Origin of the sequence: Pseudomonas sp. 06C 126 (assembly GCF_001855215.1) — a bacterium.
GTDB lineage: Bacteria > Pseudomonadota > Gammaproteobacteria > Pseudomonadales > Pseudomonadaceae > Aquipseudomonas > Aquipseudomonas proteolytica.
On sequence record NZ_MIFU01000002.1, the window covers coordinates 60,569 to 74,104 of the forward strand.

Below are 13,536 nucleotides of genomic sequence, written 5' to 3' on the forward strand. Positions count from 1 at the left end.
CATGGCGATCCTGGCCATGGGTAACCTGGGGCATTACGTGAACCGCCCCGTCACTCCTGGCAGCCATGCCGTCAATTTGGTGCTGCAGATTTTGGAGACGCGTTAAATGGCGCATAACGAAGCAGTCGACGTAGTACTGGTAGGTGCGGGCATCATGAGTGCCACCCTCGCCGTACTGCTCAAGGAGCTCGACCCCGGCCTCAAGCTGGAAGTCGTTGAGCTGATGGACTCGGGTGCCGCGGAGAGTTCCAACCCGTGGAACAACGCCGGTACCGGTCACGCAGGGCTGTGTGAGCTGAACTACACCCCGCAGGCTGGCGATGGCTCCATCGACATCAAGAAAGCCGTGCACATCAACACCCAGTTCGAGGTGTCGAAGCAGTTCTGGGCGTACCTGACCAAAAAAGGCACCTTTGGCTCGTCCAAGTCCTTTATCAGCCCGGTGCCGCACTTGAGCTTCGTGCAGGGCGAAAAAGGCGTGTCGTTCCTCAAGAAGCGCTTTGAGACACTCAGCCAACACCACGCGTTCTCGGACATGCACTACACCGAAGACCGGGCAGAAATGGCCGAGTGGATGCCGCTGATGATGCCCGGCCGCCCCGCTGACGAAAAAGTCGCCGCGACCCGCGTGATGAACGGTACCGACGTCAACTTCGGCGCCCTGACCAACCAATTGCTGGCGCACCTGAGCAGCTCGGCAGATGCCCAGGTCAAGTACAGCAAGCGCGTCACCGGCCTCAAGCGCAATGGCGCCGGCTGGACCGTGAGCATCAAGGACGTCAACAGCGGCAACACCCGCCATGTCGACGCCAAGTTCGTGTTCCTCGGCGCCGGTGGCGCGGCCCTGCCGCTGCTGCAAGCCTCGGGTATCGAAGAAAGCAAAGGTTTTGGTGGCTTCCCGGTCAGCGGCCAGTGGCTGCGTTGCGACAACCCGGAAGTGGTCAAGCAGCACCAGGCCAAGGTCTACAGCCAGGCGGCCGTGGGTTCGCCACCGATGTCGGTGCCGCACCTGGACACCCGCGTGGTGGAGGGCAAGAAATCCCTGCTGTTCGGTCCATACGCCGGCTTTACTACCAAGTTCCTCAAGTTCGGCTCGTTCCTTGACCTGCCCATGTCGATCCGCCTCGGCAATATCGGCCCGATGCTGGCCGTAGCCCGCGACAACATGGACCTGACCAAGTACCTGGTCAGCGAAGTGATGCAATCGATGGAGCAGCGCCTGGAATCCCTGCGCCGCTTCTACCCCGAGGCCAAAGCCGAGGACTGGCGCCTGGAAGTGGCCGGCCAACGGGTGCAGATCATCAAGAAAGACCCGAAGAAAGGCGGCGTGCTGCAATTTGGTACCGAACTGGTTGCTGCCAAGGACGGTTCGCTGGCTGCGCTGCTGGGCGCCTCCCCAGGTGCTTCGGTGACGGTTTCAATCATGCTGGAACTGATCGAGCGCTGCTTCCCGGCACAGGCGGCCGGTGAGTGGGCGGCCAAGCTGCAGGAAATCTTCCCGGCCCGGGAAAAAATCCTGGAGACCGATGCCGAGCTGTACCGCAAGATCAGCGTGCAGAACAACATCAGCCTGGAACTGGTTGAGCAAAGCAGCGAAACCTGTGGGAGCGAGCTTGCTCGCGAAAATCGTTAACGATAACGCAGCGTACTTGATTCAACGCGGCGCTCTCAGGCTCTTCGCGAGCAAGCTCGCTCCTACAAAGAAGCGATAAAAAACGCCCCGCTCTCGTGATGAGAGCGGGGCGTTTTTTTATGCCTTGGACAATCAGCCGCGAGCTTGGTCGATCAACTCGATGTACTCGTCCGCATTGCGCTGGTCCTTGATCAGGTCGACGAAGGTCTGGCCGTGCTCGTCCTTGCCATCGAGGTCCAGGCCGGCCTCCTTGAAAAAGGTCAGGAAACGCCCGAAATCGTCGATGCGCAAGCCGCGATAGGCTTTGATCAGTTTGTGCAGGGAAGGTGAAGTGGCGTCGACCGGTTCAAAATCCAGGAACAGCTTGATCTGATCGTCGCCGATCTCGTCACCAATCACTTGTTTCTTATCTTTACGCATTGCCGACTCCAGCCTGCAGACATTTACACGGGGGTACGAAGTCTACCTGCGGGACACACGCTTGTGTAGGAGCCGGCTTACTGGCTGCTACACAGCAAGTGTTCAATTGAACTGGGCCAGCATCCAGCGATGATACTCAGCCATACCGGCTTCGCCTTCCCGGGGTGCCCAGGTGGCCAGTTCGCCTTCGCCCACCGGGCGATAGGGGCCAGCCTTGCACTCGAACATCACCGAGTCGGGCTCAAGCACCACCAGGCCGTGGAAAACGCCGGGCGACAGATCAACACCCTGGCAATCGCCACCCGCCTGCAGGACGCGCCGCTCCAGGACTTCGCCTGACTCGCTGAAGATCAGAATGCCCAGGCGCCCCTTGAGCACCAGCAAGGTCTCGGCCTTGTCAGCGGTGAGGTGACGATGAGGTTGCACGTAGGTGTGTGGCTGCAAACCGACAGCCATGCGATGGCACGGCTCTGCCATCTGATGGAAGTTGACGTTCTGCCGGCCCCGGGGGTTGGCGGCGGCTTTCTCGGCCAATTCGGCAAACAGCGATTGATCAAGAAAACGCGCCATGGCTTACATCCCCTTCACAGCAAAGATGCCATTGGCATTGCGCCAGTAGCCCTTGTAGTCCATGCCATAACCGAAAATGTAGCGGTCGATGCACGGCAGGCCAACGTAATCGGCCTTCAGGTCCGGGCGGGCCTTGCGGTCGTGGTCCTTGTCGATCAGCACCGCGGTGTGCACTTTGCGCGCGCCGGCATGTTTGCAGAAGTCGATGATCGCGCCCAGGGTGTGACCCTCGTCGAGGATGTCGTCGATGATCAATACGTCGCGGTCGATGAACGACACTTCCGGCTTGGCCTTCCAGAACAGGTCGCCGCCGCTGGTTTCATTGCGATAGCGCGTGGCGTGCAGGTAGGACGCTTCCAGGGGGAATTGCAGATGAGTCAGCAATTTGCCGGCGAAAATCAGACCACCGTTCATCACACAGAACACCACCGGATTGGTGTCGGCCATTTCGCGGGTGATGTGCGCGCCGACCTTGGCGATAGCCTCTTCGACTTGTGCTTCGGTGTACAGGCAGTCAGCCTCGCGCATGATTTGACGGATATGGTCGAGATCAGCGGACATGGCGCTCTCCAGGGGTACTGTGGCAAGAAAAGCGGGCGAAGGTACGCCTCTGGGACGCAACGTTCAAGCCTTTATGGACTAACGTACTTGTTGTCTATAGGACAACACCCTCGGATAGATTAATCTAGGCCGGTTTTTTTGCCCGCCGCCGGAGCCTTTCCCCATGCCCATCCGTGAGATCCGCCACCCGCTGATCCGACACAAGCTCGGCCTTATGCGCCGCGCCGACATTAGCACGAAGAACTTCCGTGAGCTTGCTCAGGAAGTCGGAGCGTTGCTCACCTACGAAGCCACGAAAGATTTACCCCTGGAAAACTACGAGATCCCCGGTTGGTGCGGTCCCGTCCAGGTCGAGAAAATCGCCGGCAAGAAAATTACCGTGGTGCCGATCCTGCGCGCCGGTATCGGCATGCTCGAAGGCGTGCTGAGCCTGATCCCGGGCGCCAAGGTCAGCGCTGTGGGCGTCGCCCGCAACGAAGAAACCCTGCAGGCCCACACCTACCTGGAAAAGCTCGTCCCGGAAATCGACGAACGCCTGGCGATGATCATCGACCCGATGCTGGCCACCGGCAGTTCCATGGTCGCCACCATCGACCTGCTGAAGAAAGCCGGCTGCAAGGACATCCGCGCCATGGTGCTGGTGGCTGCGCCCGAAGGTATCGCCGCCGTAGAAAAAGCGCACCCGGATGTGGTGATTTACACCGCGTCCATCGATGAACGCCTGAACGAACACGGCTACATCATTCCGGGCCTGGGCGATGCGGGCGATAAAATCTTCGGCACCAAGCAGAAGGACGCGTGAACATGCAGGATGAATTCAACGACCCGCTTTGGCGCCAGATCCTGTCTGGCGCACAGATGCTCTTCGTAGCATTTGGCGCGTTGGTGTTGATGCCACTGATCACAGGTCTTGATCCAAACGTTGCACTGTTTACCGCAGGCCTGGGCACGTTGCTGTTCCAGATCGTGACAGGGCGCCAAGTGCCGGTGTTCCTGGCATCGAGCTTTGCCTTTATCACCCCGATCATTCTCGCCAAGGGCCAGTTCGGCCTCGCGGCGACCATGGGCGGTGTGATGGCAGCGGGTTTCGTCTACACCTTTCTCGGCCTGGCCGTGAAGATCAAGGGCACCGGTTTTATCGACCGGCTGCTGCCGCCCGTGGTCATCGGGCCGGTGATCATCTCCATTGGCCTGGCCATGGCGCCGATTGCCGCCAATATGGCGATGGGCAAGAGTGGTGACGGTGCCGAGCTGATCCATTACCAGACGGCCATGATGATCTCGATGCCAGCGCTGCTGACCACGCTGATCGTGGCCGTGTTCGGCAAGGGTATTTTCCGCCTGGTGCCGATCATTGCCGGGGTGCTGGTGGGTTTTGGCATGTCGTTCTACTTTGGCGTGGTCGACACCGCGAAGATCGCCGCCGCGCCATGGCTCGCCCTGCCCCACTTCACCGCGCCGGAATTCAACTGGCAGGCGATCCTGTTTATCGTGCCGGTGGCCCTGGCACCCGCTATCGAACACATCGGCGGCGTGATTGCCGTGGGTAGCGTGACCGGTCGCGATTACCTGAAAAAGCCCGGCCTGCATCGCACGCTATTGGGCGACGGCATCGCCACCACCACTGCCGGCCTGTTCGGCGGCCCGCCCAACACCACCTACGCCGAAGTGACCGGCGCGGTGATGCTGACCAAGAACTACAACCCGAAGATCATGACCTGGGCGGCGGTATTTGCCATCACCCTGGCCTTTGTCGGCAAGTTCGGCGCGCTGCTGCAGAGCATTCCGGTGCCGGTGATGGGCGGGATTCTGTGCCTGTTGTTCGGCTCGATTGCCGCGGTGGGGATGAATACCCTGATCCGTCACAAGATCGACCTGGGGGAAGCACGCAATCTGGTGATTGTGTCGGTGACCCTGGTATTCGGGATTGGCGGTGTGCTGATCGGCACCGGCACCGGTCCGGACGATTTCGGCCTCAAGGGCATCGCCCTGTGTGCGGTGGTAGCGATTGGCTTGAACCTGCTGCTGCCGGGCAATGACGGCTGGAAGCACAAGAAGCCGGACGAGCCGCTGCTCTAAAGGCTACGGATTGTCGGTGTTGCTGATGGCCTCATCGCGGGCAAGCCCGGCTCCCACATTGCAATGCATTTGTGTGTGGGAGCCGGGCTTGCCCGCGATGAGGCCAGGGCAGCCAATACAGGTTTAAGCCTTAAAGATCGCCCAAGCCATCGACCAGCGCCTGGTTCTGCTCTGGCGTACCGATGCTGATCCGCAGGAACTGGGCAATCCGCTCCTGCTTGAAGTGCCGCACGATCACCCCTTGCTCGCGCAGCTTGGCCGCCAGGCCGGCGGCGTCGTGCCGTGGGTGGCGGGCAAAGATGAAGTTGGCCGCCGAAGGCAGCACTTCAAAGCCTTTACCCTGCAACTGCGCAACCACCTTCTCGCGACTGTCGATGACCAACTGGCAGGTCTTCTCGAAGTATTCACGATCTTCAAAGGCCGCCGCCGCGCCAACAATCGCCAGGCGATCCAGCGGATAGGAGTTGAAGCTATTCTTGACCCGCTCCAGCGCCTCTATCAGGTCCGGATGGCCCACCGCCAGGCCTACGCGCAAACCGGCCAGTGAGCGCGATTTGGAGAGGGTCTGGGTGACCAGCAGGTTGGGGTAACGGTCTACCAGGCTGATGGCGGTTTCGCCACCGAAGTCGATATAGGCTTCATCGACCACCACCACCGAATCCGGGCTGGCCTTGAGCAACTGCTCCACCGCATCCAGCGCCAGCACGCAGCCGGTCGGCGCGTTCGGGTTGGGGAAGATGATGCCGCCATTGGGCTTGGCGTAGTCCGCCACGCGGATCTGGAACTGCTCGTCCAGCGGTACTGGGTCGGACTTGATGCCGTACAGCCCGCAGTAGACTGGATAAAAGCTGTAGCTGATATCCGGAAACAGCAGCGGCAAGTCGTGCTGGAACAGGCCGTGGAAGATGTGCGCCAGGACTTCATCGGAACCATTGCCGAGGAAAACCTTGCTCGCATCGACCCCGTAATACTTGGCCACGGCCTGCTTGAGCAGGTCGCTGTTGGGGTCGGGGTACAAACGCAGGTTGTCGTTCAGCTCGGCCTGCATGGCTGCCAGCGCCTTGGGCGATGGCCCATAGGGGTTTTCGTTGGTGTTGAGCTTGACCAGCTTGGTCAGCTTCGGCTGCTCGCCGGGCACGTAAGGCACCAGGTTCTTGACGAAGGGGCTCCAGAATTTGCTCATGCCTTACTCTCCCTTGACGATGCGGTATTCGGCGCTACGGGCGTGTGCGCTCAACGATTCGCCACGGGCCAGCACCGAGGCAGTCTTGCCCAGCTCGGAAGCGCCCTGGGGCGAGCAGAAGATGATCGACGAGCGCTTCTGGAAGTCATACACCCCCAGCGGCGACGAGAAACGCGCGGTACCCGACGTTGGCAATACGTGGTTGGGACCTGCGCAGTAGTCACCCAGGGCCTCACTGGTGTGGCGGCCCATGAAGATCGCCCCGGCGTGGCGAATCGACGGCAGCCAGGCTTGTGGGTCGGCCACGGACAGCTCCAAGTGCTCGGGAGCGATGCGGTTGGCCACTTCGATGGCCTGCTCCATGTCCTGCACCAGGATCAGCGCGCCACGGCCATTGATCGACTTCTCGATAATCTCGGCACGTTCCATGGTCGGCAGCAGTTTATTGATGCTGGCCGCCACCTTGTCGAGGAACTCGGCGTCGGGGCTGACCAGGATCGCCTGGGCGTCTTCGTCGTGTTCGGCCTGGGAGAACAGGTCCATGGCGATCCAGTCCGGGTCGGTCTGGCCGTCGCACACCACGAGGATTTCCGACGGGCCGGCAATCATGTCGATACCGACCTGGCCAAACACGTGGCGTTTGGCGGTGGCCACGTAGATATTGCCGGGGCCGACCACCTTGTCTACCTTCGGTACGCTCTCGGTGCCGTAGGCCAACGCGGCGACTGCCTGGGCACCGCCGATGGTGAACACGCGGTCAACCCCGGCAATGCAGGCCGCGGCCAGCACCAGTTCGTTGATTTCACCGCGCGGGGTCGGGACCACCATGACCACTTCTGTCACGCCGGCAACCTTGGCGGGGATGGCATTCATCAAGACCGATGACGGATAAGAAGCCTTGCCACCCGGCACGTACAGGCCAGCGCGGTCCAGGGGCGTGACTTTCTGCCCCAGCACCGTGCCATCAGCCTCGGTGTAGCTCCATGAGTCCTGCTTCTGTTTTTCGTGGTAGCTGCGCACCCGCGCTGCCGCGACTTCCAGGGCTTCACGCTGGGGCGCAGTGATGCGCGTCAGGGCCAGCTCCAGGCGTTCGCGGGGCAGGATCAGGTCGGCCATGGACTTGACGTCCAGGCCGTCGAACTGCCGGGTAAAGTCCACCAGCGCCGCATCGCCGCGCTCGCGCACAGCCTTGATGATGTCGAGAACCCGCTGGTTGACCGAGTCGTCGGACACACTTTCCCAGCTCAGCAGATGATCCAGATGATGGGCGAAATCCGGGTCGGCAGCGTTGAGTCGGGCAATTGCAGTGGACGTGGTCATAGCGAGGGCCTCAATAGAATTGGCAAAAACTCAGGCGCCCTAAACTAGCAGTCGTTTCCGCTTGGGCACCCGAGAATTCTGGCTATGAGGCGGATAGACGGGCGCGACCTAAGGCCGCGCAGGTGAGTCAACCGCGGTGTCGAGACTCCACTGCCTTGCGCAGGGTGTCGATCAACGCCTGGATACGGGCGTGCTGCATTTTCATCGAAGCTTTGTTGACGATCAGGCGGGAGCTGATGTCGGCGATAAAGTCCTGGGGTTCCAGGCCATTGGCGCGCAGGGTGTTGCCGGTGTCGACCACGTCGATAATCTTGTCGGCCAGGCCAATCAGCGGCGCCAGCTCCATCGAGCCGTAGAGCTTGATGATATCGACCTGACGGCCTTGCTCGGCGTAATAACGCTTGGCGACGTTGACGAACTTGGTGGCTACCCGCAGGCGGCCCTTGGGCTCGACGTCACCGACACGGCCGGCGGTCATCAGTTTGCACAGGGCAATACGCAGGTCCAGCGGCTCGTACAGGCCCTGGCCACCGTATTCCATCAGCACGTCCTTACCGGCGACACCGAGGTCGGCGGCGCCATGTTCAACATAGGTCGGCACGTCGGTAGCACGCACGATCAACAGGCGAACGTCGTCCTGGGTCGTGGGGATGATCAGCTTGCGGCTCTTGTCCGGATTCTCGGTCGGCACGATGCCCGCTTCAGCCAGAAGCGGCAATGTATCGTCAAGGATGCGGCCCTTGGACAGTGCGATGGTCAACATGGGAAACGTCAGTCCTTCATCAGGCTATTGCTGTCAGGTCGCAAACGGCGCCAGACACAGATCGAGGCCATGACAGCCTCGATTTGAAACAAACCAGTGGTTGTAGGAGCGGGCTGGCTCGCGAAGAACTCAAGGACACCACGTTGATTCTGGATAAACGCGTTATCTTTGACGTTTTTCGCGAGCAAGCTCGCGCCTACAGTGCAGCTGGGACTAGCCCGGTACGCGGCGGATTTTTGCGCCGAGCATCTGCAGTTTTTCTTCGATGCACTCGTAGCCACGGTCTATGTGGTAGATGCGATCGATCAGGGTGTCGCCGTCAGCGCACAGCGCCGAGATCACCAGGCTGGCCGAAGCCCGCAGGTCGGTGGCCATTACTGGCGCGCCCTTGAGCTGCTCGATACCGGTAACGATGGCAGTGTTGCCTTCGACCTGGATCTTGGCGCCCATGCGGTGCAATTCATACACGTGCATGAAGCGGTTTTCGAAAATGGTCTCGATCACCGCACCGGTGCCTTCGGCAATCGCGTTCAAGGAGATGAACTGCGCCTGCATGTCGGTCGGGAAGGCCGGGTACGGAGCGGTACGCACGTTGACGGCTTTAGGCCGCTTGCCGTGCATGTTCAGCTCGATCCAGTCTTCGCCGGTGGTGATTTCGGCACCCGCTTCGCGCAGCTTTTCCAGGACCGCTTCAAGGATGGTCGGATCGGTGTCCTTGACCTTGACGCGACCACCGGTGACGGCAGCAGCAACCAGGTAGGTACCGGTCTCGATACGGTCCGGCATCACTTTGTAGGTCGCCGAGTGCAGGCGCTTCACACCGTCGATGGTGATGGTGTCGGTGCCGGCGCCGGTGATGTTTGCACCCATGGCGATCAGGAAGTTGGCCAGGTCGACCACTTCCGGCTCGCGCGCAGCGTTCTGCAGGACACTACGGCCATTGGCCAGGGCCGCAGCCATCATGATGTTCTCGGTACCGGTCACGCTGACGGTATCAAAGAAGAAGTTGGCGCCACGCAGGCCGCCTTCCGGCGCCTTGGCCTTGATGTAGCCGCCTTCGACGTCGATGGTCGCGCCCATGGCCTCAAGGCCACGGATGTGCAGGTCGACCGGACGCGAGCCGATGGCGCAACCGCCAGGCAGTGCCACTTCGGCTTCGCCGAAACGGGCAACCATCGGGCCCAGTACCAGGATCGAGGCACGCATGGTTTTCACCAATTCGTACGGTGCGATCAGGGTCTTGATGGTGCGCGGGTCGATTTCGACCGACAGCTTCTCGTCGATCACCGGCTCAATGCCCATGCGACCGAACAGCTCGATCATGGTGGTGATGTCGTGCAGGTGTGGCAGGTTGGCTACGGTAACCGGGCCATCGCACAGCAAGGTAGCGGCCAGAATCGGCAAGGCCGAGTTTTTAGCCCCGGAGATACGGATTTCGCCATCAAGACGGGCACCGCCGGTAATAATCAATTTATCCATAAGAATCTCGACGCCTTGGGGGCTCAGGTGCGCTCGGCCCAGGCCGCGCGGCTGAAAAATTTCATAGTGACCGCATGGATGCTGCCATCGGTGATCCACGGGTTCAAATGGGCATAGATCTGCTGCTGACGCTTGACCGGGCTCAATGCCGCCAGTTCATCGCTAATCACGTTCAGCTGGAAATTGCAGCCTTCGCCTTCAACTGCAACCTCAGTATTCGGCAGCTTTCCTTCAAGGAAGCTTTTAACTTCTAGGGCCTGCATGCTCAACCTCTATCGGCGCCCAGTGCGCGCGGGTCGCACATCATACAAAAAAGCCCCGCGCCTGCGAACCCCGCATAGCAGGACTCTGACGGGGGGCTTCTTCAATAATGTGTATTAAGGATGCGCCAACAGCTCGGTCAAACCGCTAACCTGGGCAATTTCACGCATATCCTCGGGTAATGCGCGAATACTGACAGGTTTATTGACCGCTGCGGCGTCACGTAGGAAACACAGGAGCAATGACAAGCCAACACTGCTGGACTTCACCACCGCCGAGCAATCGATAACCAATGCCTGCGCGGTGCTGGCATTGATCAACGCCTGGCCCTGCTTGCGCAGGGCCGGCCCGGTGCTGTAGTCGAGCACGCCGCTGAGGAGCAGCTCGCCGGCCTGGCCTTGACGAACAGCCGACTCGGTCATGGGGCCTGCTTCTCTGCGGCTTCTTCGGTCACTTCCTTGGCCTTGGCCACTTCGCCAGCCCAACCATTGATGGTCTTGTCCAGGTCGTTGCCATTGCGCTGCATGGCATCGGCGAACTGGTCACGGAACAGCTTGCCAATGTTGATGCCGTTGATGATCACGTTACGCACTTTCCACTCACCGTTGATTTTCTCAAGGGTGTAGGAAACCGGATAGATCGAGCCATTGTTGCCCTTGACCTGCATATCCACGCTGGTGCGATCACCAGACTCATCCTTGGCCGGGGAAACGACGATACCCTGGTTGTTGTATTCCAGCAGGGCGTTGCCGTAGAACTGCATCAGGCTGCGCTTGAAGTTTTCCTGGAAACGCAGCATCTGCGCAGGCGTGGCCTTGCGCGAGTACTTGACGGTCATGATGCTGCGGGAGATGCCATCAGCGTCGACCACTGGCCCCACAATCCCGTTGAGGGCATCGTAGAACGCGCTTGGGCTCTGCTTGTACTGTTCCTTGTTTGCCGCAAGGTCAGCCAGCAACTCCTTGGTGGTTCTATCAATAATGTCGTGCGCCGACGGCGCCGCCACGGCGTTAGCCATCAATGGCAAGGCTGCCAACAGCACCAACAGGCCACGTCGCAAGGTAGAGATCATGAACAAACTCCTCATTTGGCGTCTTTACTAACCGTATTAAGCAGGAATTTACCGATCAGGTCCTCCAATACCAGCGACGACTGTGTGTCATGAATGGTCGAACCATCCTTGAGCAAGGCTTCTTCCCCGCCCACGCTGATACCGATGTACTTTTCGCCCAGCAGACCCGCCGTGAGGATAGACGCCGTGGAGTCAGTCGGCAGGTTATCTACCTTCTTGTCCAGTTGCAGGGTCACTCGGCCGGTGAAGCTGTCGCGGTCCAGATCGATTGCCGTGACCTTGCCGATGGTCACACCGGCCATGGTCACTTTAGCTCTGACCGTCAAACCGGCGATATTGTCGAAGTAGGCGTAAAGTTTATAGGTATCGGCGGCCGGGCTGGCCGACAAGCCGCTGACTCGCAGGGCGAGCAACAGTAAAGCCAGGATGCCAGCCAGCAAGAAAAGGCCGACACCGATTTCCACAGTGCGGTTTTGCATCAGAAATCTCCAAACATCAAGGCGGTCAAAATGAAGTCAAGGCCCAGTACCGCCAGCGAGGCGTACACAACGGTCTTGGTGGTGGCTCGACTGATCCCTTCTGAAGTGGGCTCACAGTCATAGCCTTGGAATACGGCGATCCAAGTCACGACAAAGGCGAAGACGATGCTCTTGATAATGCCATTGAGCACGTCACCGCTGAAGGTCACGCTGTTTTGCATATTGGCCCAGTAGGAGCCGTCGTAGACTCCCAGCCAGTCCACCGCCACCCAGGAACCGCCCCAGATCCCGACCACGCTGAAAATCATCGCCAGCAGTGGCAAGGAGATGAAGCCGGCCCACAGGCGCGGGGCAACAATGTACTTGAGCGGGTCCACGCCGATCATTTCCAGGCTGGACAGCTGCTCGGTGGCCTTCATATTACCGATCTCGGCGGTCAAGGCAGAACCGGCGCGCCCGGCAAACAGCAGTGCTGTGACTACCGGCCCCAGTTCACGCAGTAGCGTCAGCGCAACCATCTGCCCTACCGCCTGCTCTGAACCGTAGCTGGACAGGATATTGAACCCCTGCAACGCCAGCACCATGCCGATGAACACCCCGGAGACCACGATGATCACCAGGGACATCACGCCAACCGAATGCAACTGCTTGAGCAGCAAGCCAAAACCGCCGCCGATGCCGCCGCGGCCAAGCAAGGCGTGAAACAGGAAAATCGTCGAACGCCCGAGCACTTCGACGATGTCGATGCCCGAGCGACCGAAAAGGCGAACCTTCTCGATTAAAGATGTCTTGCGCATCAGCGCTTCCCCAGAAGATCTGAGCGGTAGTCCGCTGCCGGAAAATGAAAAGGCACCGGGCCATCAGGATCGCCGGTCATGAATTGGCGGATGCGCGGGTTATCAGCATTCATCAGCTCTTCAGGCGTGCCCTGCCCCAATACCTGGCCATCGCCGACGACATAGAGATAGTCGGCGATGCTCGCGGTTTCGGCCAGGTCATGGGAAACCACGATGCTGGTGATGCCCAGCGCATCGTTGAGCAGGCGGATCAGACGCACCAGTACGCCCATGGCGATAGGGTCCTGACCGACAAACGGCTCGTCATACATCAGGATCTGCGGGTCGAGAGCAATCGCCCGTGCCAGGGCTACACGTCGCTTCATACCGCCGGAAAGCTCGTCAGGCATCAAGTCGATGGCACCGCGAAGCCCTACGGCCTGCAGTTTCAACAGCACGATGTCACGAATCATTTCTTCGGACAGCTGGGTATGCACCCGCAGCGGGAACGCGACGTTTTCGAAAACATCGAGATCGGTGAACAGAGCACCGCTCTGGAACAGCACCCCCATGTGCTTGCGCGCATCGAACAGGTCGCTGCGCGACAGGGTCGGCAGGTTCTGGCCATTGACCCAGACTTCGCCGGCAGTGGGACGCAGCTGCATGCCCATCAGGCGCAGCAGGGTCGTCTTGCCGCAACCGGACGGCCCCATGATGCCCGTCACCTTGCCGCGGGGAATGCGAATATCGACATTATTGAAGATGCTGCGCGTACCGCGCTTGAAGGAAAGGCCCTTCAGCTCGACCGCGTAGGCGTTATCGGCACTCATCTAAACTCCTTGGGATGCAGCTTCTCACTCAGACACCACGTTTGGGACAACTGCTTGCGACAGTTAGACACATGTGAGCTGCGCGGACCGAACTGGCGGCGAACTATATC

Annotated in this window: 16 protein-coding genes; 3 read left to right on the forward strand and 13 right to left on the reverse strand. The window is 60.0% G+C overall.

Annotated elements, in window-relative coordinates:
* Positions 1–106: 106 nt before the first annotated feature.
* Positions 107–1,633: a malate dehydrogenase (quinone) gene (gene mqo / locus BHC62_RS02020; protein WP_029291742.1), complete on the forward strand. Its 1,527-nt coding sequence runs from the start codon at positions 107–109 to the stop codon at positions 1,631–1,633.
* Between the two features lie 132 nt (positions 1,634–1,765).
* Here mqo and BHC62_RS02025 read toward each other — a convergent pair whose 3' ends face one another.
* From BHC62_RS02025 to BHC62_RS02035, 3 genes are all read right to left on the reverse strand, one after another.
* Positions 1,766–2,053, reverse strand: coding sequence for a PA4642 family protein (locus BHC62_RS02025; protein WP_070994097.1), 288 nt, complete (start codon positions 2,051–2,053; stop codon positions 1,766–1,768).
* 102 nt (positions 2,054–2,155) lie between these two features.
* Positions 2,156–2,623 carry a WbuC family cupin fold metalloprotein gene (locus BHC62_RS02030; protein ID WP_070994098.1) on the reverse strand — a complete coding sequence of 156 codons (468 nt, stop codon included), beginning with the start codon at positions 2,621–2,623 and terminating at the stop codon, positions 2,156–2,158.
* A 3-nt stretch (positions 2,624–2,626) separates the two neighbouring features.
* Entirely contained in the window at positions 2,627–3,184 is a 558-nt protein-coding gene (locus BHC62_RS02035) for a hypoxanthine-guanine phosphoribosyltransferase (protein WP_029291749.1), read from the reverse strand.
* 163 nt (positions 3,185–3,347) lie between these two features.
* On the opposite strand from BHC62_RS02035, the gene upp reads away from it, so the two are divergent.
* Positions 3,348–3,986 (forward strand): uracil phosphoribosyltransferase, encoded by a 639-nt coding sequence (upp, locus tag BHC62_RS02040; protein WP_029291751.1) that lies wholly within the window; start codon positions 3,348–3,350, stop codon positions 3,984–3,986.
* 2 nt (positions 3,987–3,988) lie between these two features.
* On the forward strand, positions 3,989–5,263 hold the full coding sequence (locus BHC62_RS02045) for a uracil-xanthine permease family protein (RefSeq protein ID WP_070994099.1): 1,275 nt from the start codon (positions 3,989–3,991) through the stop codon (positions 5,261–5,263).
* Between the two features lie 130 nt (positions 5,264–5,393).
* Here BHC62_RS02045 and hisC read toward each other — a convergent pair whose 3' ends face one another.
* The 10 genes from hisC to BHC62_RS02100 all read right to left on the reverse strand — a co-directional run bounded on the left by hisC (position 5,394) and on the right by BHC62_RS02100 (position 13,426).
* On the reverse strand, positions 5,394–6,446 hold the full coding sequence (hisC, locus tag BHC62_RS02050) for a histidinol-phosphate transaminase (protein WP_070994100.1): 1,053 nt from the start codon (positions 6,444–6,446) through the stop codon (positions 5,394–5,396).
* Positions 6,447–6,449: 3 nt separating this feature from the next.
* Positions 6,450–7,766, reverse strand: coding sequence for a histidinol dehydrogenase (hisD, locus tag BHC62_RS02055; protein ID WP_029291757.1), 1,317 nt, complete (start codon positions 7,764–7,766; stop codon positions 6,450–6,452).
* A 127-nt stretch (positions 7,767–7,893) separates the two neighbouring features.
* A complete protein-coding gene (gene hisG / locus BHC62_RS02060; RefSeq protein WP_003188599.1) occupies positions 7,894–8,529 on the reverse strand; it encodes an ATP phosphoribosyltransferase in 636 nt (211 codons plus the stop codon).
* 213 nt (positions 8,530–8,742) lie between these two features.
* Positions 8,743–10,008 (reverse strand): UDP-N-acetylglucosamine 1-carboxyvinyltransferase, encoded by a 1,266-nt coding sequence (murA, locus tag BHC62_RS02070; protein ID WP_029291769.1) that lies wholly within the window; start codon positions 10,006–10,008, stop codon positions 8,743–8,745.
* Positions 10,009–10,031: 23 nt separating this feature from the next.
* Positions 10,032–10,271, reverse strand: a complete 240-nt coding sequence (locus BHC62_RS02075; protein WP_010567702.1) for a BolA family protein — start codon at positions 10,269–10,271, stop codon at positions 10,032–10,034.
* A 114-nt stretch (positions 10,272–10,385) separates the two neighbouring features.
* Positions 10,386–10,691 carry a lipid asymmetry maintenance protein MlaB gene (locus tag BHC62_RS02080; protein ID WP_029291773.1) on the reverse strand — a complete coding sequence of 102 codons (306 nt, stop codon included), beginning with the start codon at positions 10,689–10,691 and terminating at the stop codon, positions 10,386–10,388.
* Positions 10,688–11,341, reverse strand: coding sequence for a phospholipid-binding protein MlaC (locus BHC62_RS02085; protein ID WP_070994102.1), 654 nt, complete (start codon positions 11,339–11,341; stop codon positions 10,688–10,690). Before BHC62_RS02085 ends, BHC62_RS02080 begins: the two co-directional genes overlap by 4 nt.
* Positions 11,342–11,352: 11 nt before the next feature.
* On the reverse strand, positions 11,353–11,820 hold the full coding sequence (gene mlaD, locus BHC62_RS02090) for an outer membrane lipid asymmetry maintenance protein MlaD (protein WP_029291777.1): 468 nt from the start codon (positions 11,818–11,820) through the stop codon (positions 11,353–11,355).
* Positions 11,820–12,617: a lipid asymmetry maintenance ABC transporter permease subunit MlaE gene (gene mlaE / locus BHC62_RS02095; protein ID WP_029291779.1), complete on the reverse strand. Its 798-nt coding sequence runs from the start codon at positions 12,615–12,617 to the stop codon at positions 11,820–11,822. The genes mlaD and mlaE overlap by 1 nt, the downstream gene beginning before the upstream one ends.
* Entirely contained in the window at positions 12,617–13,426 is an 810-nt protein-coding gene (locus BHC62_RS02100) for an ATP-binding cassette domain-containing protein (RefSeq protein WP_029291781.1), read from the reverse strand. The genes mlaE and BHC62_RS02100 overlap by 1 nt, the downstream gene beginning before the upstream one ends.
* Between the last annotated feature and the right edge of the window lie 110 nt (positions 13,427–13,536).

Coding starts and splice junctions, on each gene's coding strand:
- BHC62_RS02080 (WP_029291773.1), bottom strand. CDS start 10,691: ATGACCGAGTCGGCTGTTCGTCAAGGCCAGGCCGGCGAGCTGCTCCTC.
- upp (WP_029291751.1), top strand. CDS start 3,348: ATGCCCATCCGTGAGATCCGCCACCCGCTGATCCGACACAAGCTCGGC.
- BHC62_RS02045 (WP_070994099.1), top strand. CDS start 3,989: ATGCAGGATGAATTCAACGACCCGCTTTGGCGCCAGATCCTGTCTGGC.
- mqo (WP_029291742.1), top strand. CDS start 107: ATGGCGCATAACGAAGCAGTCGACGTAGTACTGGTAGGTGCGGGCATC.
- BHC62_RS02075 (WP_010567702.1), bottom strand. CDS start 10,271: ATGCAGGCCCTAGAAGTTAAAAGCTTCCTTGAAGGAAAGCTGCCGAAT.
- murA (WP_029291769.1), bottom strand. CDS start 10,008: ATGGATAAATTGATTATTACCGGCGGTGCCCGTCTTGATGGCGAAATC.
- BHC62_RS02030 (WP_070994098.1), bottom strand. CDS start 2,623: ATGGCGCGTTTTCTTGATCAATCGCTGTTTGCCGAATTGGCCGAGAAA.
- BHC62_RS02035 (WP_029291749.1), bottom strand. CDS start 3,184: ATGTCCGCTGATCTCGACCATATCCGTCAAATCATGCGCGAGGCTGAC.
- BHC62_RS02100 (WP_029291781.1), bottom strand. CDS start 13,426: ATGAGTGCCGATAACGCCTACGCGGTCGAGCTGAAGGGCCTTTCCTTC.
- BHC62_RS02085 (WP_070994102.1), bottom strand. CDS start 11,341: ATGATCTCTACCTTGCGACGTGGCCTGTTGGTGCTGTTGGCAGCCTTG.
- hisC (WP_070994100.1), bottom strand. CDS start 6,446: ATGAGCAAATTCTGGAGCCCCTTCGTCAAGAACCTGGTGCCTTACGTG.
- BHC62_RS02025 (WP_070994097.1), bottom strand. CDS start 2,053: ATGCGTAAAGATAAGAAACAAGTGATTGGTGACGAGATCGGCGACGAT.
- mlaD (WP_029291777.1), bottom strand. CDS start 11,820: ATGCAAAACCGCACTGTGGAAATCGGTGTCGGCCTTTTCTTGCTGGCT.
- mlaE (WP_029291779.1), bottom strand. CDS start 12,617: ATGCGCAAGACATCTTTAATCGAGAAGGTTCGCCTTTTCGGTCGCTCG.
- hisG (WP_003188599.1), bottom strand. CDS start 8,529: ATGTTGACCATCGCACTGTCCAAGGGCCGCATCCTTGACGATACATTG.
- hisD (WP_029291757.1), bottom strand. CDS start 7,766: ATGACCACGTCCACTGCAATTGCCCGACTCAACGCTGCCGACCCGGAT.